A 25,138-nucleotide genomic window follows, 5' to 3' on the forward strand; every position below is an offset into this window, starting at 1 on the left:
ATTTGCCATCTTAAAAAAATTCATAGAACTTTGAAGCTTCAAATAACTAGGGAACGTTACTTAGTTGCTAACCCAAAGAAAACTGTTTTTTAATGAGACGACACAAAGCCATTCGATATTTAATGGTCATATCTGTGTTATTAGTACTCGTCATGTTTTTAACCCTAGTGGTCAAAGAACATTATGATGTCATGACCACTGTGATAATTTCCGCCGTGATCATTCTCCCTACCTTATTTTTTGGATATAAATATCTAGACCTTCATCATGAAGATTATGGCTATGAAAAACTCTCTGTTGTCTTATGGGTTCCTATAGGCGCCGTACTGTGTTATCTTTTAAATATAGTTGCAGGTTTAGGAAGTATATTGGCCGTTGGAATAGTGGGAACGATCGCTTCATTCTTACCGCACCTTAATCAAAAATCGCATTATTTAAAGCAATTACCTGCAAGTATTTATTGTGGGGCTTTTGTAGGAATGTCTAGTGTAGAAACCACACCTAACATTTGGTTTGTTCTTGCCGCAGGAACCTTAGCAGGTTTCTTCTTTATGATCTCAAAAAATTTATTCTTAGGCGTTGGCGGTAAATTGGGCACTATGGCCTTTGGTGGTGTTATTGCCGCTTCATTTATTTATTGGCTTATTGTATGACGCTCTTTATCCTTATCATATCCGGTATTTTAGGAGCTACTTTGACCTTTTTTATAAGTGAAAAGCTAAAGCAAGGCCCTGTTAAAGCCTCTGCTTTATTGGCCTTAACCGTTGGCCTCTTTTTTTATTGCTTTCCGAATTGGTTAGACCCTTACTTAACAAAACACATTCAGGTTGTATTTATTGGGGCGTCATTCATAGGAATGGTCTCCGCTAGTACCATGAAAAATTATGCCTTATTAGCAATTGCAGGCACCCTTTTTACTTTAATCTACATGAGTAAAAGAAACGTCTTCAATGGTTATGGCGGTTCTTTAGGAACTTTAGCCTTTGTGGCCCTACTGAGCACTATGGCTTTTGCCACCGCGATAGCGGAGCAACGAAAAATTAAAGCTCGCATGACCTTAATTTGGAAGACCATAAAAAAACGGTTAAAATAAACGCTCTGTGCTAAGCTTCATCTAAAAAACAGAACTAAGCGCAAGCCGGCTTTCTTTAACAATCCCAAGATAAACTTAGGAAAACTATAACAAAGATTCTGTAAGGCTTTAAAGGCATTCTTAACTAACGTATCTTTACACCCTATTAAAAAGTGCAAATTATGCAAGATCACAACATACACCATTATATAAAAGATGTTTTAGAACACATGCCTTCAGATTGGCTAAATCTAACAACGCATCGCTTAGACATTTACAATGAAAAATTGGCTAAAGTTGAATTTTTAGACGCCTTTGAAGCATTGTTTAAATCTAAGGATTCAGGGACTGCAGCCTTAAGTGCATTACCTACCGCCTACGACTATATTAGATTAGGACACCCGCTCTGTAGTATTTTAGAATGGGCTATTGCAAATTTAAATGGTTTACACTCAGAAAACGTTATTAGCTTTGGTTCTCAAACCATGCCTATTCTAGCTATTCTAAGAACCAATTTATTTGCTGATAAAAACACGCAAATTCTTTATACCGATGCCTTACCAGAAGCTTTTGATGCCGAACTGATAAAGCGCGTTTATGGTTATAATTTTGAACTCAAAAAGATTAAAAAAACGGAAGCTATTTCTGAATTTGACGGGAGTACCATTCTTATTACGGATGACGCTCTTATAGGGCATTACGATTTAAAGCCTAAGGTCGATTTCATCATCAGTTTACACCAGTCGTTAGGAAGTCTTTTAATTGTGAATGGTACAGAGAACGATTCTTATATTTCCGAAATTCAACATGTAAGAAGAAGAGAGACCGTGGCAATGACCCCGTCTCATTCCTTATTAGCTTTACAGGCCTTAGCGCATCAAACGGCTATAGTACCCGTAGAGCGTCAACGCGACCAAAATAAAACCAGCGTGTTGAACTCTCTTAAAGAAATTACGTCAACCTCAGCCTTACCTTTAGTTGCTTCAAGTGGACTTTCTATGCAGTATGCAATTATGATGGGCTTAGTAGACCATGCTTTAGAACAGCATAAAGGCAAGTCTATTAAATTTATTGTGCCTCCAAATTGCTATGGTGGAACTAACGATCAGGCCAGACGTGTGGCAGCATGTTCTGATTTGGTAGAAGTCGTTGATTTACCAGTAGATGGCGATAACGATATGGTTCAAAGTATCAACACCGTATTAACAAAGGTAGCATTAGAAGATGCCGTTCCTTATATTATTGCTGAAATTCCTACAAACCCACGGGTTGAAGTTCCGGATTTAGAGGCTTTAAAAGCCGCTTTAAGCCAAGAACGCAAAACAGCGGACGGACATACTGCTATTGACCCTGTTTTTATCTTAGATCAAACGTTTTGCCCTAATGTTCATTTTCTAGGGGAAGGTGACATCCTATCTACGGTTAGAACGATTTCTTACGCAAGTGGATCTAAATTTCCAAGTGGCGGAAAATGTACTGCTGGCTATTGTGTGGCAAACACCAAAGCTGAAGGACTTATTAACACCATTGAGCAACACTTAAGTTTAGCGGATAATGAAGCTACAGATTTGCAATATGAGATCTTAGCCAAGCAATTACCTTCTATGAACCAAAGAATTGCAGCAGCTTATACAAATACACGCGAATTTGTAAACTTTATTCACGACACGCTTCCTGAAGCTAAAATCAATTTTGTCTCAGAAGAATTGGCCGCTCAAGGATTTACGCCTTCTGTATTTTCATTAGACTTGCCAACAAAAGGGAATACTGCTGAAGAAAAAGAAGCCTATAAACGCGACTTAAATCTTAAATTAATCCATTTAATGATTTCCGAAATTCCTAACGAGAGTAAATACTGTGTGAGTTACGGACAGTTAAAAGGCTGTTATTGGACGGTTCCTGCAACATCGACGCAAGGCACCACGAAAGAAGGTGATAAAGATTATATTGCACGTGTGGCCTTATCACCAGATATGGATATGGAGTTACACAAGAAGGTATTTTTAGACTTTGTAAACAGTATTGCTTAACGACCTTTAAAATCCGCTCTTAAGGCAATATTGCAGGCGGTATAATAAATAACAAAACGTATCGAGAACAGCTTATTTTATAGCGTTCTCGGTATCGTTTTAGACAACCTTCAACTTTAATAACACATGGAAATTTTAGACTGGATACAAAATTGGTTCAAAGCGAATGCTGATGGCGAATGGGAAAAGGGCGATGCCATACAGATTACAACTTTAGACAACCCGGGTTGGGATGTAGAAATTGATATTTCTAAAACCTCTATTGCGAATCTTGAAATTAAGTGGGTTCTTAACGAAAACGGTCGACAAGATTGGTACGGCGTAAAGATTTCTAATCAAAGATTTAGAGCCGCTGGTGATGCCAGTAAACTTACGTTTTTGTTGAATTTATTTAGAGAGATGATTGAAAAAATTGAAAATGAATAAGACCTACTTATTCATTTTCAACATTTCTAAAGCTTAAGTATTTTTATTACTTCTCAAATTGAGCTTTTAAGGCTTCAAAGTCTAAGCCTCCGTAATTTCCAGAACTCATAAGTAGTAACGATTTCTGGTTAAAATCTTGCTGAAATAAGAAGGTTTTAAACTCTGTTGGATCTGTAAAGATCTTTAAATCGTCGCGTTGAAATGCCTCAGCAATCTGCGCTTCAGATATAGCCTCTAATTTCTTAATTTCAACAGCATTTGGGGAGTAAAAAACAACGGCAATATCTGCCGCGTCTAGGGCGCCCTTATATTCTTTTAAAAACTCTGTATTCAGGCTGCTATAGGTATGTAATTCTAAACAGGCGACTAAAGTTCTATCGCTATACTGCTCCTTCAACGCTTTTGTTGTTGCTTCTACCTTACTTGGAGAATGAGCAAAGTCTTTATAAGCAACACTAGAGCCCGATTCTGCTATTTTCTCTAAACGCTTACTTGCGCCTTTAAAGGTCGCAATAGCTTCATAGAAATCATCTTCATCAATACCCATATGCTGACAAATCCATTTGGCACCAGCTAAATTATTGAGGTTATGTGCACCAAAGATTTCAATAGGCATTGGACCTTCAGAGGTTTCTATAAATGTTTCGCCATCTTCTACATGATATTCAGGCGTAGCGTATCCAATTTTTCGAATTTGATTCTCTGAAGCTTCAACCACACGGCATACTTCAGCATCTTCCTCGTTATAATTTATACTTCCTCCGGTAACGATAGAATCTACAAATATTTTAAACTGATCTACATAATTCTCGTAGGTAGGAAACACGTTGATATGATCCCATGCAATACCACTTAACAACGCAATATTCGGTTTGTATAAATGAAATTTAGGACGTCTATCAATCGGCGAACTTAAATATTCATCGCCTTCTAAGACCATAAAATCATTATCATCCGTAAGTTTCACCATAACATCAAAGCCCTCTAATTGAGCTCCAACCATAAAGTCAACATCACGATCATGGTAATGCATCACATGTAAAATCATAGAAGTGATCGTGGTTTTACCATGACTACCACCAATAACTACACGTGTTTTATTTTTGGCTTGTTCATATAAAAACTCAGGATAACTGTAAATTTTCACGCCGAGCTCTTGAGCTTTTAACAGCTCCGGATTATCTACTTTTGCGTGCATCCCTAAGACTATGGCGTCTAAATCTGAAGTGATTTTTTCAGGATACCAACCAAAGGCTTCAGGCAACAATCCCTTCTCTTCTAATCGTGATTTAGAAGGCTCAAAAATAGTATCGTCGCTTCCTGTTACTTTATAACCTTTATTGTGAAGTGCTATGGCTAAATTGTGCATTGCAGCACCACCAATAGCTATAAAATGTACGTTCATAGTATCCAAAAATATCTTGCGTAAAAATACTATAAGTTTTTTGAAATCTGAAGCCTCAAACCAGGAACATTTGTAGGTTTTAAGCAGCGAAGACTTAGACTATTTTTAATAAATTAGGCTTAATTTATTTCGAACTAAAACAGAGCTCTTTACAAGGCGTAAACGGTCTCATTGCAAAATGTATCCTAACAAGACTTACAATTCAGGATTCACCGCTAGACTATTAAACAACTTCGCTTTTACACTAAAAAATTTATTCTGAAGTGAAATGGCTTTTAACTGGCCTTCAATCAATTTAGATTCTCTAGAGTTAATTAAAAATAACGAACTTTCTCCCAACTGAAACTTTCGTTCTTCAGCTTGAAGCATCTGCTCATAATCAGAAACCATTTCTACTGTAATTTCATTCTGAATGGTATAAGATTCTAATTCTTGTTTTAGAGCTGTAATTTTATTCTGAAGTTGTACACGAGTTGCGTCTATTTCAAATTCGGCATCTTGCTGCTTTAATTTGGCCAGCTTTAAATCGCCACGTTCTTTTCTTAAAAATAACGGAAAACTGACGGTTAGACCTCCTTTATAGTTATCCGTATTAAATGCCTGTACATCATCATAACTTTCGTTTAAAAAATTATACTCTGCCTTAATTTTTGGTAAAAGCTTATTCGCTTTTAAGCGTCGCGACACCTCTAAGCCTTCAAGTTTATAGCTTAAAGACCTCATCTTAGGATGGGCTTCTAAAATTGCATCTTGTGTTTGCAACTGATTGAGATTAAACGTCGCATCGACTATAGCTTCAGAATTTACATCAGGAATCATGTCGGGTTGCAATTCTACAGGAATATTATTCTCTAACCATAAATAATTGGAGAGTTCTAGTGCGGCTTTCATAAGTTTCACTTTAGATTGCTCTAAACTTAATTTCCTATTATTAACGGCAATCCGTGCTTCTGTAGCTTCAATTTCAGCATTTTCACCAACGGAAACCCCTTTTGAAATTCCGGTATAACGCAATTCAGCATTAACCAAAATTGATTCAAACAGTTTGAGTTCTTTATAGGCTTGCAACCAATTAAAATACACCAAAGCGGCCTCGTACAAAATGTTATTCACATAAAGATCTCTATCTAATTTAGCTTGCTCTTTATATAATTTAGCTTGTTTTAAAGCTGCCATACGATTGTTAATCCACAAGCCCTGGCCTAAAGGCACAGCAACACCGGCACTAAACAAACCATCGTCAGGTACAGTAGATTCCGGATTTAAATAATACCCCGAATTGTCATCAAAAGCCGCTTTAACCTCAACCCCAAACCAAGTCGGGATTTTAAAAGCACCATTAAGTTTATCGTAATATTCTGTGTTTTTAAATTTCTTTTTACTGTAATCGACTTCTAGTTTAGGATCAAAAGCCCCACGCGATTTCATTAATTTCGCCTGACTTTCGTCAATAACCAACTCTGCTTGCTTTACTATAGGGTGAAACTTTTTGACGAATCCTAAATACTCATCAAACCGCAGCACGTTAGAGCGCTCGTTAGACTGTGCTAAACCAGAGTAGAAAGACATTACTACTAGTATGGTTAGTATATATCTCATTATGATTTGGTTTTAGCGTTGTCCTTATTCTGAGGTTGATAATAATTAGGCGGAAAACCATTTAGTTGTCGCCATAACTCGTACCAAATAGGAACATCTTCTAGCAAGGCCATGGTATAAGCACCAGATCCCGCCCTAATGGCCTCAGGCCAAGCTTGCTCCTCTTCATCAGGAGCTAATAAGACTCTAAACTTACCATTAGGGCTGATGAAATTCTCTATTGCCACAACTTTGGCACCGTAAGTTCCGTAAGAGATATCTGGCCATCCGCTAAAAATCATCGCTGGCCAACCATCAAACTGAACACGTACTTTCTCCCCCAAATTTATTAAAGGTAAATCTATAGGCGCCACATAGGTTTCTACAGCTAAATCTACATGTGCGGGCATCACACCAACCAAGTCTTCGCCCTCTTTAAAGGTTTGCCCTACACCTCCTCGAATCGCCTTATTAATATAACCATCATAAGGAGCACGGACAAAACGCAGTGCGTTACGCATTTCGTAATTAGAATAAGCGTTTTCTAATTTAGACACCTGTGCTTCGGTATCAAATTGACTGGACTGTGCGGTGTATTTATCACTTTGTGCTTTCGAAATTTTATCGGCATACATGGCATTGACTCTAGAGACCTCAACCTGCGCGTTGATCACTTCATTTCTACTTGCAAGCAATTTATTTTCTTTGGAAATTAATTTTGCTTCTGTTTCTTGAAGCTTGAGTCTTGCGTCTTCCACATCTTTCGTCGCTTTAAAACCTTCCGCTTGTAGCGTTACCGTTCGGTCGTATTTTGATTGTGCAATAGCTATATTTGTTTTCGCCGCTTCAAAATCTATACTATCACTTTTCACCTTTAATTTGGCTTGCAATAATTTATTTTTAGCCTGTTCTAATTTTAAGCCACGTTCTTTAGACAAGGCTACAATTTGTCGTTCTAAGGCTTTTACCTTTTCTTGATAAGACCCTACAGATTGTGCTTTAGACGAGCGTTGTTCACCCGTACGTTTGACTAAGTCGGGATCAAAATATTCACTTTTTATTTCCGATATTTCCATAATGGTATCGCCTTGCGCTACAAAATCACCCTCAGCAACGAACCACTTTTCAATTCTACCCGGAATCGGCGATTGAATGGTTTGCGGTCTTTGATCTAAACTCAGGGTTGTGACATTACCATTTCCTGATATATTCTGCGTCCACGGTAAGAACAGAATAAAGATAATAATGATAGCGGATCCCAATAGAAAACGATTAAAATATTTATAATAGCGTCCATTGAAGATGCGCTGACCTGACTTAAATTTTTTTAAATCTACAGACTTGTTAAGCTGGTTATTTGAAATGTTTAACATTGTAAATTCTTTTAAATTATTTGTCCTTTTTTAAGCGTAACGATTTGGGTACAGTGCGTTTTCCATTGATCTGATTTACTTACCACAACTAAAGCCCAAGGGTTTGTAGGATCCGTTAAGAATTTTACGATACGTTCTGATTCATCATCTTCAAAATACTCTAATGGATCTTCTAAAATTAAAATTTTAGGCTTATTCACAATCGCTCTAGCCAAGGCTATTTTCTTTGTAATGGTATACGACGTTTGTTTTCCTTCAGGATTTAAAATGGTATTTAATCCTTTTGGACTTTCTTTTACAAAGGCATTAAGTTCTACTTTGTTAATAGCCCATAAAAGCTGTTCTTCAGAAATATTTTCATTACCAAAAGTGATATTCTCTCTTATGGTGGCCTCAAAAGGGGTTTCATCTGAAAGCGATAAACCTACATGCGACCTGTAATGGTTAATATTTATGTTTTTTAAATCATAATCATTGATAAACACACGTCCTTTTGTAGGCTCTACAACACCACCAATTAAGCGGAGCAAGCTTGATTTTCCGGAACCACTTTCACCAGTAATTAACAGTTTACAGTCTGTACCTATTTTTAAAGAAATGTTTTTCAATATGTGTAATTCTCTATTGGGCACACCGTAAGAGACATTGCTTAATTCAATATTAAATCGGCCATTAAAATGAGGCTTATCCCCTTCTTGACTTTCCATTTTCTTATCGACCACCTGGCCCATTTTCTCTAAGGAGGTCAACACATCGTAGAAAGATTCTAATCGCAATATTAACTTTTCAACAGAAGTAATTACCAAAAGAATAATAATTTCAGCAGCTACAAACTGACCGATATTCATCTCCTGATTTAAAACTAACAAGCCTCCAATTAGCAACAAGCCGGCGGTAACTAAAACTTTAAAGCCTACCATTTGCATAAACTGGATAACTAAGATCCTAAAATGCTTTTCTCGCGACTCTAAATAATCGTTGACTAGGGCGTCATTTTTATTTATCGCTAATGAAGTTTGTCCAGAGAGTTTAAAACTGACGATAGCACGAGCAACTTCCTGAATCCAGTGCGCCACCTTATACTTATACTTAGATTCTACCAAGCTGGTATCCATTCCTGATTGGGCTGTAAACTTAAACACAACGTAAATGAGCACAAGTAGCAAAATACCAAATGCAATAAAAAACGGATGGTAAAAAGACAGCAGGATTAAAGCAAAGACAATTTGAAGAATCGCCGCAGGAATGTCAACTAAAATTTTTGCTAATCCTTTTTGGATGTTTAAGATATCGAAAAAACGGTTGGCCAATTCTGGAGGATACTGATTCCGAAGTTCACTCATTTTAATTTTTGGAAAACGATAGGTAAACTCAAAAGAAGCCCGCATAAAAATACGCTGCTGGATGGTTTCTATAATCCGCAATTGCATAAGTTGTAAAACCCCAACAAAAGCCACACCTAAGGTCACTAAGATGACTAAAACCACCCACGAGGTACTGACCTGTGCACCTTGTAATAAATTAATTATCGCCTGTATCCCTAAAGGTAAAGTTAGACTTAGTATCCCTGAGAAAACAGCGTAATAAATAACTTGTAATATATCTCGTTTTTCAAGTTTTATAAGGCCTACAAATCGTTCCCAAGGCGTCATCACATTTTTATTTTTCATCTACACGTCGTTTTTTAAGGTGCTAAGGGTTATTTTTTTAAAAAATTCTGAAGGACTAACATCAGCATTACAGTCGGTTATAGACGTAAAATGTTCTTTTAGAAAATGTTGATGTAACGCCCCTTCTACAATGGTACTGGCTAAACTAGAAGCAAACATATAGTTGGCATTAACTTCTAGAATCATGTCTTTTATACGCGTAATCATGCGCTTATAAACACTAAAATAACCTTCTTTATTTTCGGTGTCAACCGCTTTGGTTAAGTATGATTTTGAGGATTCGTTAATGATAATTTTATGTAATAAAACCTCATTAATATGTGAGAAACTATCATCTTGTTCTATAGTTCTCGTAACGACTTCAATCGCTTTTAATAATTTGTCTTGGGGATCATTGATGTTTAGTGTAGCAAACACCATTTGGTATTCAATCCATGCCCAATACCATGAGGTTAGGTAAACAAGCAGTTTGTGCTTACTTTCAAAATAACGGTAAATAGAACTTTCGTTAGATCCGATTTCTACACCTAGTTTTTTAAAAGTAAAACTATCAAACCCTATTTGATCTATGAGTAATATACTATGCTCAATAATTCGTTTTCCTAATTTAGAAGACTCAGGATCTTTAAGATATATTTTATCAGGGACTGCAATTTTTAAATTGGAAAGAAGACTACGCATACTCAAGTCGTTTAATTGCAAATATAATAGTAATACTATTACAATTTAAGAATTAACAAAAGATTAGCAGCTATTAACTGCAGCCCGACTCAAGGCTAAATCGAAATCCCTCAAATGATTACATTTGAGTAATCCGCTCCTTCTCTTCCTTAAAAACCTCAATATTGGGCAAACCTGAAATGGCCTTATCAATCCATTGTAAAGCCACAAGTTTATTTTTTTTATGCTTATAAATTTGTGCTAAACGGTAATATGCCCAAGCTTTAGGAACGCCATCTATTGCCGAGTGGTGCGACACATAAGCTTTAAGGCATTTTTCGCCTTTATCTAATTGAACATTGTAATCTGCACTTACTTTTCCTAATTGATAATGTAGAGCGTTTCTCTGATGATGGGTATAAGCCTCTTCTATATTCTTAATCGCTTTATCAGGTTCATTTTGTTCTTCAAAAAACTGAGTTAACTTTTCGTAACAGGTTACAGAACCGCCAACCTTAATGGCCAATTTATAATACTTCTCAGCCAGTTCAGGCTCATCGTCATATTCATAAACATAACCTTTGGCTAGATAACCATCAACTTGAGACAGTGCTTCTAATTCGGCAGCATATTTTAAGGCCTTTGAGGTACTCCCTCCAATAATTCCAGGCAAAGACACATACAACTCTACTAAGGCCCAACGTGTATCTATATGCTTCGGATCGAGCTCTGCCGCTTTTAAAAAAGCCTCTTTCACATCTCCTATAATCCCTAAGGCTTTAATTTTACTGATGCTAAGGGCTTTCATTCCTAGCGCTCCTCCATATTTATAATGGTAATTGGCATTTTGAGGCTCCTTTAGTTTTAACTTTTCGTATTGCGCAATAGCCGCATCCCATTTCTTTTGATGTCCATAAGCGTCACCCAACAACTCAATAGCCTTGAGATCTTCAGGATTACGGTCTAAAAAAGTTTCCATTTCCTCTTGCGCACTTTTATACGCTTTATTTTCCAACAACTTTTCAGCTTCCTCTAGCGAGGGTTGCGCATATCCGATGGAGGATAGTAAAAGAAAAAAGAGAACTCTATACATAGTATTTGGGTTATTAAACAAAAGTACAATTAAAGATTTAGTCCTAAACTCTTAATACGTTAAGGTTTAAACCTTCATACGCATTGGCTATTAACAGCATTTAAAGGGCTTATTTGTTACTAAGTGCACTTAAAATTTAGATTATTTAAGGAGCTTTAAGAGAAATGGGGTTAAATTTTAATCGAAAAAAAACGGCAACCATTAATTAATTTATAAAGGTTGCCGTCTTATCTTTAAATTAGATAGAATTAAGCACTTGGCGGTGTTGTTGGCCGCACCTCTATTTTACTCGGCAGCGTTCTAGGATTCATCTGCAATACATCTACAACAAGCTCACCTAAATCTTCGCTCTGAATTTTCCAAGCCTCATCTTCAGAAGGCTCATTACCGTTAAAATGTGTGGATACTGAACCTGGCATAATGGTACTGACTTTAACACCGTATTTCCTTAGGTCTAACATCACTGCTTGCGTAAACCCAGTCACTCCAAATTTACTAGCGTTATACGCTGAACCCGAAGCAAAGAAGTTAGCTCCTGCTAAACTCGAAATGGTTATATAATAGCCTTTAGAAGCCTTAAGTGCCTCAACACTTGCTTTAATAGAATTGAAAGCTCCCGTTAGATTGGTATCTATAGTATCGTTCCATTGCTCTATAGTTAAATCTTCTATACTAGAAAAGTGTCCTAAACCTGCATTGGCAATAACGACATCTAATTGCCCAAAGGTATTTAAAGCTTGTTCTACGGCTTTAAACTGACTCTGAAATTCTCTCACATCGGCTTGAATACCAATTATAGAACCTACGCAATCAGCTTTAGCTGCTAACTCTTTTGCAGCTTTATCTGCAGCCGTTTGAGAACGACTTGTTATAACCACTTTTAAACCTTGATTAAGCAACGCTTCAGCAACGCCATATCCTATTCCTTTTGTACCCCCTGTAATAAGGGCTACTTTTCCTTTTAAGTCTTGCATGTAATATTCTTTTTTTGGTTATACCCAAATTTACAAAACTAGACCAAAAGCCAAAAGTTTAGACTGTTAGAAGTATGCTAAATATCATCCTGTCGCCACATATCACATAAACTTTGCGAACCTATTTTCAGAATAATAAAAAGGATCTCTTTTTCAAACCTTATAAACATTCAGAAAATATAAAAAGCCCTTCAACCATTCTATGGAATTACTTTTCCTCTGGAGGATAGGTTGCGAAAACCTTTTCTATAAGTTTAGTAAATTGAGCAGCTCTTTCTTCTGGTGTTGCTTTAACGTCATAGCGATATTCAGCTAGGGCTTGCCAAAACATGCCTGTTTTTGAATCGTCTACAAATTCAATACTAAGTTCTCGGGTCCGTTTATTTTGGTTCACAGGAATTCCCACAGAAATACCTCCTCCAACTCGGCCACCACCGCCACCAACTCCAATCCCTACATTACTGCGATTAGCATTTTGTAGATTTTGGCTTTGAATATCGATGTAAAAATCGGGGTGTTCTGAACGCTGCAGTCCAAGAGTTTCTAATTTCTGATCTATAGCCCTTATAAGCCGTTTGGTATCTAATTCACTTAGACCCGTAGTCATGTCTCCAAAATAATTATAAGTTTTGTAGGACTGAAAATCTGTAGATTTCTCGTAATCATAATTTACAACTGAGCCACAGGAACTCAGGATAAAAAGAAGTAATAAAAACTTTAAATTTTTCATCTTTTTTTATTTTAAAAGTATAAAAAATCAAGCACTTGAATAAATCCTACACGGTAATAAAATGTTAAGATCAGAGGCTTAACTCTTTTTCTCCTCAACAGGATCTACAGCCTTGGTTAGTGAGGACGAAATAATTCCTGTTGGTATAGCTACGATACCTAGTCCAATAAGTAAGATAAAAAATGTAAACACCCGACCACCAATAGTCACCGGATATACATCACCATAACCCACTGTGGTAAGTGTTACAATAGACCACCAAAGGCTAGAAAATATAGAAGAAAAATGTTCTGGCTGTGCTTCATTTTCAAAATAGTAAATCCCTACTGCTGAAAAATAAATAAGCATTAAGGTAATGACCATAAATAGAATAATCTGCTCTTTAGCCATCCTCATAGCTTTAGCAAAATGTAGCATGGCCTTATTATAACGCACCAACTTAAACAGTCGGAATAAACGAAACATGCGTAATAAACGAAGAGAACGTAAGTCTACACCTAAGGCTAAATAAAACGGTAGGATAGCTAAAAAATCTATGAGACCAAAAAAACTGAATACAAACTTCAGTTTTTTATCGGCAACATAAATTCTCGCTACATATTCTAAGGTAAAAACCAGCACACTGAAGACTTCAATAGCATTTAAAACTACACGAGTTTGTGGTTTTAAATTGGGTAAAGTTTCAATAGAAAAGGTTATTACCGATACAATAATTAAAAACTGTATAAAGTATGCAAAGCGTCTACTTGTTTTAGTTCCGTTAAGTTCTACAAGATTTTTAAGATAAGCCTTCATACTAAAAACAGCTTGTCTAACTATTTAACAATTTCCAAAGTTGATCTTTTAACTCCGTTAATCCTTGATGTGCCACAGAGGAAATAAAAAGATAATCTACGGATAAATCTTTATCTAATATTGTTGAGATTTCAGACTTTAATTCATCATCTAACATATCTGATTTTGAAATTACCACCAAACGTTCCTTATCTAACATTTCTGGATTGTAACGGCGTAATTCATCCTCTAAGATTTCATATTGCTCTACAATATCTTTAGCATCTGCAGGAATTAAAAAGAGTAAAATAGAGTTACGTTCAATATGCCTTAAAAAGTAATAGCCTAAACCTTTACCTTCCGCAGCTCCCTCTATAATACCAGGGATATCTGCCATTACAAAAGATTTAAAATCACGGTACTCCACAATTCCTAAATTAGGCTTAAGTGTGGTGAATTCGTAATCCGCAATTTTAGGTTTAGCAGAAGTCAATACCGAGAGAAGGGTCGATTTTCCTGCATTAGGAAATCCAACCAAACCAACATCTGCTAAAACTTTAAGCTCTAAAGTAATATCTCTTTCTTCAAGAGGAATCCCAGGTTGGGCATATCGAGGTGTTTGGTTTACGGAATTTTTAAAGTGCCAGTTTCCACGGCCACCCATTCCACCTTTCACTACAATCTTTTCTTCCCCGTCTTCTGTAATTTCAAACAGTACAGTATCGGTTTCAGAATCTCGGACAACAGTCCCCAGGGGCACGTCAATATAAATATCCTCACCGTCAGCTCCCGTACTTCTACCAGAACTACCATGAGCACCATGACCTGCCCTGAAGTGTCTTTTAAATTTTAAATGGATTAATGTCCAAAGGTTAGAATTACCTCGTAAAATAACGTGACCTCCACGTCCACCATCTCCTCCATCAGGACCACCTTTAGCAATATATTTCTCGCGATGTAAATGCGCAGAACCTTTACCTCCGTTTCCAGAAGAGACATGCATTTTTACGTAATCTACAAAATTTCCTTCAGTCATAATCAAGACTCACTATTGTGAGCACCTTTTTAGTTTTACTCCTATAAAGTTAGGAATAACAATTTATAATTTATCGATTGCCGCACTTAAACGCACGGTAATTTCTTCAATACTTCCAACGCCATCAACGCCAAAGTACTTGTTTTGTTCAGCGTAATACTCCTTTAAGATCGCTGTTTTCTTGTAATATTCTTTAATACGGTTTCTAATAATACTTTCATCAGCATCATCAGCGCGTCCACTCGTTTCACCACGCTTTAATAAACGTTGTACTAAAACCTCATCATCAACCTCAAGGGCTACCATAGCATTAATTTGAGAATCTTTATTCCCCATTAACTCATCTAAGGCTTGAGCTTGAGCATTGGTTCTAGGAAAACCATCAAAGATAAATCCTTTAGCATCCGAGTTTTTCTCCACCTCTTTACTTAACATATCTATAGTCACCTGGTCTGGCACTAGCTCACCTTTATCAATAAATGATTTTGCTAACATTCCTAAAGCAGTTTCGTTTTTGATATTAAATCTAAAAACATCGCCTGTAGAAATATGGATTAAATCATATTTTTCTTTTAAAAAATTTGCTTGTGTTCCTTTGCCTGCACCTGGAGGGCCAAATAGGACTATGTTCGTCATGTGTTGTGTTGTTTTTAATTGGTATACTGCCGGTAAATCTCTCCCTAAACCATCATAATCAAGGCCATAACCGACTATGAATTTGTTAGGAATTTCTAGACCAACATAATGAAGTTTAAAATCTTTAGCATAAGCTTCTGGCTTATAAAACAAGGTAGCAATAAGCAGTTGTTTTACATTTTCATTTTTAAAAATGCGGTGCACTTCCTCTAAGGTGTTACCAGAATCTATAATATCTTCTAAAATAACGACAGTTCTATCGGTAAGATCTTGTGTTAAACCAATAAGGCGTTGAATATCTTCTGTAGATTTTACACCTTCATAAGAGGCAAGTTTAATAAACGTAACCTCGCAGGGTTTTGGATATTTTTTTACAAAATCGCTCACTAACATAAATGAACCGTTCAAAATCCCAACAAAAACTGGTACCTCATCCCCTAAGTCCTTAGCAATAGCATCTGCCATACGCTGAACCACAGCATCTAATTCTTGCTCTGAGACAAAAGGTTTAAAGTATAAATCGTGAAGCTTTACCACTATCTTTTTATTTTAGAATCGCAAAGATACATATTTGAGCGCCGATTGCACATTTTTTGATTTAGGAATTTATAAGTATGTATCATTTTTACCTTATTTTTGCTCTTGAAAAGCAGATATTTAATCCTAAAAAAGTTTCCCGTTTTTAAGGGAACAACAAACATTGATGAACTATTTTTCTTCAAACTTTAAACTTGGTATTCTTGGTGGCGGACAACTTGGCAAAATGATGCTGTACGACACCCGTAAATTTGACATCTACACAGCCGTATTAGATCCTAGTGCTGATGCCCCATCTCGACTAGCTTGCGATGAATTTTCTATTGGTGATTTATTAGACTACCAAACCGTTGTTGACTTCGGAAGAAACGTAGATGTATTAACTTTTGAAATTGAAAATGTTAATGTTGATGCCTTAGAAACTTTAGAAAATAAAGGCGTAAAAGTTTTTCCTTCATCAAAAACACTGCGAACCATTCAGAATAAAGCCACACAAAAAACTTTTTATAGCGAAAATGGTATTCCAACGGCCGACTTCTTAAAATTTGACCATACTACAGCTATCAACACAGCACTTGACCAAAACGAACTCAACTATCCTTTTGTATGGAAAAGTGCACGGTTTGGTTATGATGGCACAGGTGTAAAAGTTGTAAAAAGTTCATCAGACTTAGAAGCTTTACCTAATGTAGAATGTATTGCAGAGCAATTAATTCCTTTTAAAAACGAATTGGCTGTTATTGTAGCACGTAATGTTAAAGGTGAACTAAAAACCTACCCTGTGGTAGAGATGGAATTTCACCCTGAAGCCAACCAAGTAGAATATGTTATTTGCCCGGCGCGTATTCCGGATGCAATTGCTAAAAAAGCAGAATCCGTAGCCTTAAAAACAGCTGCAGCTTTTAAACATGTTGGTTTATTAGCCGTAGAAATGTTTCAGACTGAAAACGATGACATCTTAGTCAATGAAGTCGCTCCAAGACCTCACAATTCTGGGCATTACAGTATTGAAGGAAGCTATACCTCACAATTTGAGCAGCAATTACGATGCATCCTAGATTTACCTTTAGGAAATACTAAAAGTAAGGTCGCTGGTGTTATGGTTAATCTTGTAGGTGCTGAAGGTTATACCGGTAATGTTGTTTATAAAAACATTGAAACCATCTTAGGCATGGAAGGTGTTACCCCGCATATTTACGGAAAAAAACAGACCAGACCCTTCAGAAAAATGGGCCATGTTACAATTGTGAATAAAGATATTTCAGAAGCCCGTAGAATTGCTGAAGACGTTAAAAACAGTATAGCCGTTATAAGTCAATAGCTTTTTAGACCTGTTTGTTAACACTGCTGTTAACAGTTTCAAAAAAATTGGTCAACCCCATGCTGTTGCCTTAACTTTGAGACGTATTAGCAACAGATCAATACAAAAGCAAGAATTACAATTCAAAAAAAAATAACCAAAATATATTATGAGTAAAGTAGCCGTAATAATGGGAAGTAATAGCGATATGCCAGTGATGCAAGATGCTATAGATATATTAAAAGAATTTCAAATTGAGGTTGAAGTAGATATCGTTTCTGCTCACCGTACTCCAGAAAAATTATTTGATTTCAGCAAAAATGCTCACAACAGAGGCATCAGTGTTATTATCGCTGGCGCTGGTGGTGCCGCACATTTACCAGGTATGGTTGCTTCATTATCGCCACTTCCAGTCATTGGAGTTCCTGTAAAAAGTAGCAATTCTATTGACGGTTGGGATTCTGTTTTATCCATATTACAAATGCCAGGAGGTGTACCAGTAGCTACTGTAGCTCTAAACGGTGCTAAAAACGCAGGGATATTAGCTGCTCAAATTTTAGGGAGCGCAGATACTGCTATCTTATCTAAGATTGTAGATTATAAAGAAGGTTTAAAAGCTAAGGTTATAGAAACGGCTAAAAACTTATAAAAAAAAGCCTCAACTTGCGTCAAGGCTTTCATTGCTATTAATCAATACTAATCTCAATATAAACCTACTTGAAGATTAGTAGTGCAAAGATAATCATCTTAATAAGGTCTTGAACTAAAATAATAGCTAAATTTTTCTTAATCAAACACTTAATTAAAATTCTCATTACCATGACGATTCTTAATAAACCCTTTTCAACACCTTATAATACGGCACCTTTTTCTCAAATTAGCACAGAAGATTATTTACCGGCTTTTAAAGAAGGTATAAAAAAAGCTAAAGCAGAAATTGATGCCATCACCGCTAATACGGAGAGTCCGACGTTTCAAAACACCATTGAAGCCTTAGACTATTCAGGAGAAGAACTGGATCGTTTATCGAGTATTTTCTTTAATCTTAACTCCGCAGAAACCAATGAAGCCATACAGAAAATAGCACAAGAGGTTTCTCCACTACTCTCGGATTTCAGTAACGACATCACCTTAAATGAGGCTTTATTTAAACGTATTAAAGCGGTTTACGACTCAAAATCGTCATTAACCTTAACCACAGAACAAGAAACTCTACTAGATAAAAAATACAAAGGGTTTTCTAGAAATGGGGCCAATTTACCAGAAGCAAAAAAAACAGAGTTACGTGCTATAGATAAAGAGTTAAGCCAGTTAAAATTAAAATTTGGCGAGCATATTTTAGCCGAAACAAATGCCTACGAATTACACCTTACTAACGAAGAGGATCTTTCTGGCCTCCCAGACGGTGCAAAAGAAGCCGCTAAACAATTGGCTGAAAGCAAAGATAAAGACGGATGGTTAATCACCTTAGACTACCCAAGTTATATTCCGTTTATGACCTATGCCGATAATAGAGCACTAAGAGAAGACCTTTCCAAAGCTTTTGGACGCAAAGGATTTCAGAACGATGATTTAGACAACCAAGACATTGTTCTTAAAATAGCAACACTTCGGTTTAAGCGCGCGCAACTCTTAGGTTATAAAACCCATGCGCATTTTGTATTGGAAGAGCGTATGGCAGAAACGCCAGAAAAAGTAACGTCTTTCTTAAATGAACTGCTAGAAAAAGCAAAACCTGCAGCAATAGAAGAGTTCAAAAAACTAGAAGACTTTGCAAAGGAATTGGACGGTATAGATCAACTTCAAAAATGGGATTCTGGTTATTATTCTGAAAAATTAAAGCAAAAGTTATTTGATCTTGATGATGAACAACTAAAACCGTATTTCAAATTAGAAAATGTCATAAACGGTGCTTTTACTGTAGCAGAAAAGTTATTCGGTTTACAGTTTGAAGAAATTGACACCATAGACAAATACCACGAAGAGGTCCTAACTTATAAAGTTACTGATGCTGAAGGCGAATTGGTTTCTATATTTTATGCGGATTTTTTCCCAAGAGCAGGCAAACGTAACGGCGCGTGGATGACGTCTTACAAACCACAAATGATTAAGGACGGTAAAAACGATAGACCTCATATTTCTATAGTTTGTAATTTCACCAAGCCAACAAAAAGCAAACCTTCTTTATTAACATTTAATGAAGTCACCACTTTGTTTCACGAATTCGGACATGCCCTTCATGGTATGCTAGCCAACACCACTTACCCTAGCTTATCAGGAACAAGCGTGTATTGGGATTTTGTTGAATTACCAAGTCAGGTGTTAGAAAATTGGTGTTACGAAAAAGAAGCCCTAGAGCTCTTTGCTACCCACTATGAAACGGGTGAAGTTATCCCAATGGCGTTAATCAACAAAATAAAAGCGTCTGCAACTTTCCATGAGGGCATGCAAACCTTAAGACAATTAAGTTTTGGTCTGCTAGACATGTCTTGGCACGGTGTAGACCCAACTGCAATTAAAGATGTAAAAGCTCATGAAGTTGAAGCTTTCAAAGACACGAGTCTTTATCCTGATGTTGCCGAAAATTGTATGAGTACGGCCTTTGCACATATTTTCCAAGGCGGTTATTCTTCTGGCTATTACAGTTACAAATGGGCGGAAGTTTTAGATGCTGATGCTTTTGAGTATTTTAAAGAAGAAGGTATTTTTAGTAAAACCGTAGCCAATAAGTTTAAAACTTTTGTCTTGTCTCAAGGAGGAACAGAAAATCCAATGGTGTTATACAAACGATTTAGAGGTAAAGAACCACAACCTGAAGCCTTATTAAGACGTGCTGGCTTATTAAAATAGAACAGTAAATTTTAGTACGAAGTTCACTTCGATTATAGTTATTAAAAAGGAAAACGAAATGTTTTCCTTTTTTTTATACCCTTATATCTTCAATTTAGGATCAACGCTTTACGAATCACCTAAACCCTAAAAAGCAAAAAAATATCACGACCATTTTCAATCTAAAACATAGAAATTCCGCTTAGCAAATAAATCTTTTTATATGACCAAATTCCCTTCCCTAGATGGTCTTTTAGAATAAAGTCGAATGAAATGCGTATCTTAAAGTTATGTTTAATTTTTATAATGAAATTAAATCTCAACATTTTAACTTATTTTTGACTCTGTAATGACATCAAAAAAATGCCTAAGCATCAAATAAACCCTAACAATTGGGTCAACCAATATTCAGACTACCTCTTCAATTACACCATAACACGTGTAAATGATAGAGAGATTGCTCAGGATTTAATTTCTGAAACCTTCCTGGCAGGCTTAAAGTCCATGGTCAATTTTAAAGGTGAAGCGAGTGAGCGTACCTGGCTCATTTCAATTTTAAAACGAAAAATTATTGACCATTATCGTAAAATCAATTCTAATAAAGGCAAAGCTGAAGTTAGAATGAATTACCATAACGATACAGAAACCGAAGGCGATTGGCTAGAGGAGCGTGTTTCAGACGCCTCAGACAAAACGGCTGAAGACACCTTAGTGAATTCTGAAATGGGTGACGCTATCTACGATTGCATCGCTAAATTACCACAGAAACAAGCCGACGTTTTTAAAATGAAAACCATTTTAGATTATGATACAGAAACAATTTGTAAAGAATTGAATATTACTGCGTCTAACCTATGGGTTATAATCCATAGAGCACGAACTGGTTTAGCAGAGTGTATGGAAAAAAATTGGTTTAATTAAAATTGATACCCCGCTTAAAACGGAAAAGATAAAATGAAAAAAAGTTTTTTATTTATAACTTGTGATGAAGCCAAACATATTTGCGATAAAGCACAATATGGGGAAGCGACAGCTTGGGAAAAAGCAAAATTAATGTTGCGAATTTTCTATTGCCATGTTACAAGGACGTATTCAAAGAAAAACACGAAGTTGTCAGAAACTATTGCCTCATCTAAAGTGCAATGTTTAAAAACTGAAGAACGCAACAAATTACAAATGGCTTTAGAGAAGGAACTCTCTAAGCAAAAACAACAATAAGAGCCAAAATATTGGCAAACTCTCTACCCAAAACGCACTGTAATATCGGGACTGATTTTTATTAGAAAACCACAAAAACATTATGGTGATTATCGCAATCCCTAATGACGCCATTGTGATATAGGTATGCGATTCAGTTTTAAAGTAATTGAGCAGTACAAACAAGAGCAATAACACCACTCCAAATAGCTTTGTTTTTTTAATCCCAATGGTTTGCGGAATTGTCGCCAGTTTTAAACTGTCGTAATTCAAATCTCTTATCTCAAATGGGAACATTAAAACTAAAATAAAACAGAAACGCTGCGCTCCCATTATAAGGACATCTTGGTGTATTTCACCCTCCTGATTCACTAAAGGCAAAAACACGGTTGTTACCATCCAAATAAAAGCGATGAGATAAACCTTTAAACCACTTACCTGCCTCAGGTTTTTTTTATCATCATATAAATAATGTTTAGGGACCATAATAGGAATGGCATAAAAAAAAGTGATCACGCCTAGTACCGCTATCCAAATTAAGGTTGTCCCTTGGAGATGCCATAAATAATACCCCATTGCTAAGAAGGCTCCGAACGAAAATACTTGAATACTTTTTAACCAACTCGCGATGCTTCGGTGATGAAATTTCACCACGCCAAAATACTTCACAAAATTATAGCCCGTAATCGTAGCAAAAAACACAAATAAAAGTAGCGACCAATCCTGTTTTAAATGCAACTCTATCATGGTTACCCACGAGAGAGCGACCGCCGCAAAAGCCACATGAATACTACTGTTGAGATAAAAGTTAAAAAGCCGTTTTAACACATTCATAAAACAAAAGTAAGCATTGTGTTAATAACCTTTTATTTCGGTTAAAAACTTTAGAGTGCATTAACTAAAAAATTAGCCTAAATCCGTACTTTTGCACAACTCAATTAATTATAATTATTTAATGGATACAACTTCTTTTGCATTACGACATATTGGCCCAAATTCAGATGAGCAACAAGCCATGTTAGACACCATAGGTGTGGATACGATAGCTCAATTAATCACTGAAACCATTCCGGGTAATATTCGTTTAGAAAAAGATTTAGATCTTGATGCGGCAATGAGCGAACAAGAATACCTCAGCCACATCAATGAACTATCTCAACGAAATAAAATATTTAAAACTTACATTGGCTTAGGGTACTACCCTACTAACTTACCCGCTGTTATTCAGCGTAATGTATTAGAAAACCCAGGTTGGTATACGGCTTACACACCGTACCAAGCTGAAATTGCACAAGGCCGATTAGAAGCTTTGTTAAATTTCCAAACCATGATTATTGATTTAACAGGGATGGAAATCGCCAATGCTTCACTTTTAGATGAAAGTACTGCGGCAGCTGAAGCTATGGCTTTATTATTTGCCGTTAGAGAGCGTAGCCAAAAGAAAGCTAACGTAAATAAATTCTTTGTTTCAGACTTAGTTTTACCACAAACTATCGATTTGCTTGAAACTAGAGCGAATCCTATCGGTATTGAACTAGTTATTGGTAACGAAGCAGAATACAAATTATCTGATGAGTATTTTGGAGCCTTACTTCAATATCCAGGAAAAAATGGTCAGATTACAGATATTAAATCTTTTATAGAGCAAGCCAATGCGAAGCATATAAAAGTGGCTGTTGCTGCAGATATTTTAAGTTTAGTAAAACTAGAAGCGCCAGGAAAATTTGGAGCTGATGTTGTTATCGGTACTACCCAACGTTTAGGAATCCCTATGGGTTATGGAGGTCCTCATGCCGCTTATTTTGCAACCAAAGAAGCTTACAAGCGTGATGTTCCTGGTCGTATTATTGGTGTGACTAAAGATGCCAACGGCAACCGTGCTTTACGTATGGCCTTACAAACAAGAGAACAACATATAAAACGAGATAAAGCCACTTCTAATATTTGTACAGCACAAGTATTGTTAGCTGTTATGGCCGGTATGTATGCCGTTTATCACGGACCTAAAGGACTTACCTTTATTGCTGACAAAATTAAGAACTCAGCTTCTACCCTAGCCAATGCTTTAACGCAACTTGGATTAGAGCAAGTTAATTCGCATTATTTCGATACTATTCAGATTAAGGCGGATGCCGTTAAGGTGAAGTATGAAGCGGAGAAAAATGAAGTCAATTTTCATTATCCAGATACCAATACCATTACCATTGCAATTAATGAAACCACAACTCTTTCAGATTTAAATGCGATCATTTCAATTTTTGAAACAGTGACTGGTGAAACGACTGCAAAAATAGAAAGCACATCAACGAACCAAACCATTCCTGAGCACTTAAAACGTACAAGCGAGTTCTTAACAGCTGACGTTTTTAACACGTACCATTCAGAGACTGAATTAATGCGTTACATCAAGCGTTTAGAGCGTAAAGATTTAGCCTTAAATCATTCTATGATTTCCTTAGGGTCTTGTACCATGAAATTGAATGCGGCTTCAGAAATGTTGCCTTTAAGTTGGCCAAGTTGGGGCAATATGCACCCATTTGTACCTTCAGACCAAGCTACAGGTTATAAGTTAATGCTTAAAGCCTTAGAAAATCAACTTTCTGAAATTACCGGTTTTGCGGCGACATCACTTCAGCCAAACTCTGGTGCACAAGGTGAATTTGCAGGCTTAATGGTAATTAAAGCTTATCATGAATCTCGTGGTGATCATCACAGAAATATCTGTTTAATTCCATCATCGGCACACGGAACCAACCCAGCAAGTGCTGTAATGGCCGGAATGAAAGTGGTGGTAACAAAAGCCTCTGAAGACGGAAATATTGATGTAGAAGATTTAAGAGAAAAAGCAGAATTACATAAAGACAACCTTTCAGCATTAATGGTAACTTATCCTTCTACCCATGGAGTTTATGAGTCGGCCATTAAAGAAATTACACAAATTATCCATAATAATGGTGGACAAGTGTATATGGATGGTGCCAATATGAATGCACAAGTAGGTTTAACAAATCCAGGAAATATCGGTGCCGATGTTTGTCACTTAAACTTACACAAAACGTTTGCGATCCCTCATGGTGGTGGTGGACCAGGTGTAGGCCCAATTTGTGTTGCTAAACAATTGGTTCCTTTCTTACCAGGAAACCCAATTATTAAAACGGGAGGTCACCAAGCAATTACAGCTATTTCAGGAGCGCCTTTCGGTTCTGCTTTAGTTTGTTTAATCTCTTACGGTTACATTAAAATGTTAGGCTATAGAGGTCTTAAGAAGGCCACTGAAGTTGCGATTTTAAACGCCAATTATATCAAAGAACGTTTAAGTGGATCTTATCCAACCTTATATTCAGGTGAAAATGGAAGAGCTGCTCACGAAATGATTATTGATTGTCGTGACTTTAAAGCCAATGGTATTGAAGTTACCGATATTGCAAAACGTTTAATGGATTACGGATTCCACTCACCAACAGTATCCTTTCCTGTTGCCGGCACCATGATGATTGAGCCAACAGAAAGCGAAAGTAAAGCTGAAATGGATCGTTTTTGTGATGCTATGATTTCTATTCGTAAAGAAATAGAAACAACTTCAAAAGAAGATGCTAACAATATGCTGAAAAACGCACCACATACTATGGAAATGCTTACTTCAGATGAATGGGACTTACCATATACTAGAGCGGCAGCAGCGTATCCGCTAGACTTTGTTAAAGACAACAAATTCTGGCCAAGCGTAAGACGTGTTAACGACGCTTATGGCGATCGAAACCTAATATGTAGTTGTGCTCCTATAGAAGACTATATGGATGCATAATCTTAAATTAAAA

Annotated in this window: 22 protein-coding genes; 10 read left to right on the forward strand and 12 right to left on the reverse strand. The window is 36.5% G+C overall.

The window, feature by feature from the left end; genetic code table 11:
* The first annotated feature begins 92 nt into the window (after nucleotides 1–92).
* The 4 genes from ACFQ13_RS06845 to ACFQ13_RS06860 all read left to right on the forward strand — a co-directional run bounded on the left by ACFQ13_RS06845 (nucleotide 93) and on the right by ACFQ13_RS06860 (nucleotide 3,528).
* A complete protein-coding gene (locus ACFQ13_RS06845) occupies nucleotides 93–653 on the forward strand; it encodes a hypothetical protein (protein WP_386115528.1) in 561 nt (186 codons plus the stop codon).
* Nucleotides 650–1,093: a hypothetical protein gene (locus tag ACFQ13_RS06850; protein ID WP_386115531.1), complete on the forward strand. Its 444-nt coding sequence runs from the start codon at nucleotides 650–652 to the stop codon at nucleotides 1,091–1,093. Before ACFQ13_RS06845 ends, ACFQ13_RS06850 begins: the two co-directional genes overlap by 4 nt.
* A gap of 161 nt (nucleotides 1,094–1,254) precedes the next feature.
* A complete protein-coding gene (locus tag ACFQ13_RS06855; RefSeq protein WP_386115534.1) occupies nucleotides 1,255–3,102 on the forward strand; it encodes a cystathionine beta-synthase in 1,848 nt (615 codons plus the stop codon).
* Between the two features lie 126 nt (nucleotides 3,103–3,228).
* Nucleotides 3,229–3,528, forward strand: coding sequence for an immunity 53 family protein (locus tag ACFQ13_RS06860; protein ID WP_386115537.1), 300 nt, complete (start codon nucleotides 3,229–3,231; stop codon nucleotides 3,526–3,528).
* Between the two features lie 46 nt (nucleotides 3,529–3,574).
* On the opposite strand, the gene ACFQ13_RS06865 is transcribed toward ACFQ13_RS06860, so the two are convergent.
* The 11 genes from ACFQ13_RS06865 to ACFQ13_RS06915 form a co-directional block, all read right to left on the reverse strand.
* Entirely contained in the window at nucleotides 3,575–4,933 is a 1,359-nt protein-coding gene (locus ACFQ13_RS06865) for a UDP-N-acetylmuramate--L-alanine ligase (protein WP_386115540.1), read from the reverse strand.
* Nucleotides 4,934–5,128: 195 nt separating this feature from the next.
* Nucleotides 5,129–6,532, reverse strand: coding sequence for a TolC family protein (locus tag ACFQ13_RS06870; protein WP_386115543.1), 1,404 nt, complete (start codon nucleotides 6,530–6,532; stop codon nucleotides 5,129–5,131).
* Nucleotides 6,532–7,884 (reverse strand): HlyD family secretion protein, encoded by a 1,353-nt coding sequence (locus tag ACFQ13_RS06875; RefSeq protein WP_386115546.1) that lies wholly within the window; start codon nucleotides 7,882–7,884, stop codon nucleotides 6,532–6,534. Before ACFQ13_RS06875 ends, ACFQ13_RS06870 begins: the two co-directional genes overlap by 1 nt.
* A gap of 11 nt (nucleotides 7,885–7,895) precedes the next feature.
* Nucleotides 7,896–9,554, reverse strand: coding sequence for a peptidase domain-containing ABC transporter (locus tag ACFQ13_RS06880; protein ID WP_114310851.1), 1,659 nt, complete (start codon nucleotides 9,552–9,554; stop codon nucleotides 7,896–7,898).
* Nucleotides 9,555–10,235 (reverse strand): TetR/AcrR family transcriptional regulator, encoded by a 681-nt coding sequence (locus ACFQ13_RS06885; protein WP_386115549.1) that lies wholly within the window; start codon nucleotides 10,233–10,235, stop codon nucleotides 9,555–9,557.
* Nucleotides 10,236–10,353: 118 nt separating this feature from the next.
* Nucleotides 10,354–11,307, reverse strand: a complete 954-nt coding sequence (locus tag ACFQ13_RS06890; protein ID WP_386115551.1) for a tetratricopeptide repeat protein — start codon at nucleotides 11,305–11,307, stop codon at nucleotides 10,354–10,356.
* 248 nt (nucleotides 11,308–11,555) lie between these two features.
* On the reverse strand, nucleotides 11,556–12,281 hold the full coding sequence (locus tag ACFQ13_RS06895) for an SDR family oxidoreductase (protein ID WP_386115553.1): 726 nt from the start codon (nucleotides 12,279–12,281) through the stop codon (nucleotides 11,556–11,558).
* A 208-nt stretch (nucleotides 12,282–12,489) separates the two neighbouring features.
* Nucleotides 12,490–13,011 carry a DUF4136 domain-containing protein gene (locus tag ACFQ13_RS06900; RefSeq protein WP_386115555.1) on the reverse strand — a complete coding sequence of 174 codons (522 nt, stop codon included), beginning with the start codon at nucleotides 13,009–13,011 and terminating at the stop codon, nucleotides 12,490–12,492.
* Nucleotides 13,012–13,089: 78 nt separating this feature from the next.
* Nucleotides 13,090–13,806: an ion transporter gene (locus ACFQ13_RS06905; RefSeq protein ID WP_386115558.1), complete on the reverse strand. Its 717-nt coding sequence runs from the start codon at nucleotides 13,804–13,806 to the stop codon at nucleotides 13,090–13,092.
* Nucleotides 13,807–13,822: 16 nt separating this feature from the next.
* Nucleotides 13,823–14,821, reverse strand: coding sequence for a GTPase ObgE (gene obgE, locus ACFQ13_RS06910; RefSeq protein ID WP_386115561.1), 999 nt, complete (start codon nucleotides 14,819–14,821; stop codon nucleotides 13,823–13,825).
* Nucleotides 14,822–14,884: 63 nt separating this feature from the next.
* On the reverse strand, nucleotides 14,885–15,994 hold the full coding sequence (locus ACFQ13_RS06915; RefSeq protein WP_386115564.1) for an adenylate kinase: 1,110 nt from the start codon (nucleotides 15,992–15,994) through the stop codon (nucleotides 14,885–14,887).
* Nucleotides 15,995–16,160: 166 nt separating this feature from the next.
* Here ACFQ13_RS06915 and ACFQ13_RS06920 point away from each other — a divergent pair, with 166 nt between their 5' ends.
* From ACFQ13_RS06920 to ACFQ13_RS06940, 5 genes are all read left to right on the forward strand, one after another.
* Nucleotides 16,161–17,315 carry a 5-(carboxyamino)imidazole ribonucleotide synthase gene (locus ACFQ13_RS06920; protein WP_386115567.1) on the forward strand — a complete coding sequence of 385 codons (1,155 nt, stop codon included), beginning with the start codon at nucleotides 16,161–16,163 and terminating at the stop codon, nucleotides 17,313–17,315.
* A gap of 148 nt (nucleotides 17,316–17,463) precedes the next feature.
* On the forward strand, nucleotides 17,464–17,943 hold the full coding sequence (gene purE, locus ACFQ13_RS06925; protein ID WP_386115570.1) for a 5-(carboxyamino)imidazole ribonucleotide mutase: 480 nt from the start codon (nucleotides 17,464–17,466) through the stop codon (nucleotides 17,941–17,943).
* Nucleotides 17,944–18,113: 170 nt separating this feature from the next.
* Entirely contained in the window at nucleotides 18,114–20,144 is a 2,031-nt protein-coding gene (locus ACFQ13_RS06930; protein WP_386115573.1) for a M3 family metallopeptidase, read from the forward strand.
* 342 nt (nucleotides 20,145–20,486) lie between these two features.
* A complete protein-coding gene (locus ACFQ13_RS06935) occupies nucleotides 20,487–21,044 on the forward strand; it encodes a sigma-70 family RNA polymerase sigma factor (protein ID WP_114310839.1) in 558 nt (185 codons plus the stop codon).
* Nucleotides 21,045–21,077: 33 nt separating this feature from the next.
* On the forward strand, nucleotides 21,078–21,341 hold the full coding sequence (locus tag ACFQ13_RS06940; protein WP_114310838.1) for a hypothetical protein: 264 nt from the start codon (nucleotides 21,078–21,080) through the stop codon (nucleotides 21,339–21,341).
* Here the strand turns inward: ACFQ13_RS06940 and ACFQ13_RS06945 are convergent.
* Nucleotides 21,306–22,154 carry a hypothetical protein gene (locus tag ACFQ13_RS06945; protein ID WP_386115577.1) on the reverse strand — a complete coding sequence of 283 codons (849 nt, stop codon included), beginning with the start codon at nucleotides 22,152–22,154 and terminating at the stop codon, nucleotides 21,306–21,308. The genes ACFQ13_RS06940 and ACFQ13_RS06945 overlap by 36 nt on opposite strands.
* 121 nt (nucleotides 22,155–22,275) lie before the next feature.
* On the opposite strand from ACFQ13_RS06945, the gene gcvP reads away from it, so the two are divergent.
* On the forward strand, nucleotides 22,276–25,125 hold the full coding sequence (gcvP, locus tag ACFQ13_RS06950) for an aminomethyl-transferring glycine dehydrogenase (RefSeq protein WP_386115580.1): 2,850 nt from the start codon (nucleotides 22,276–22,278) through the stop codon (nucleotides 25,123–25,125).
* Nucleotides 25,126–25,138 lie beyond the last annotated feature (13 nt).

It is taken from the genome of Winogradskyella rapida, assembly GCF_042675845.1.
Taxonomy (GTDB): domain Bacteria; phylum Bacteroidota; class Bacteroidia; order Flavobacteriales; family Flavobacteriaceae; genus Winogradskyella; species Winogradskyella rapida.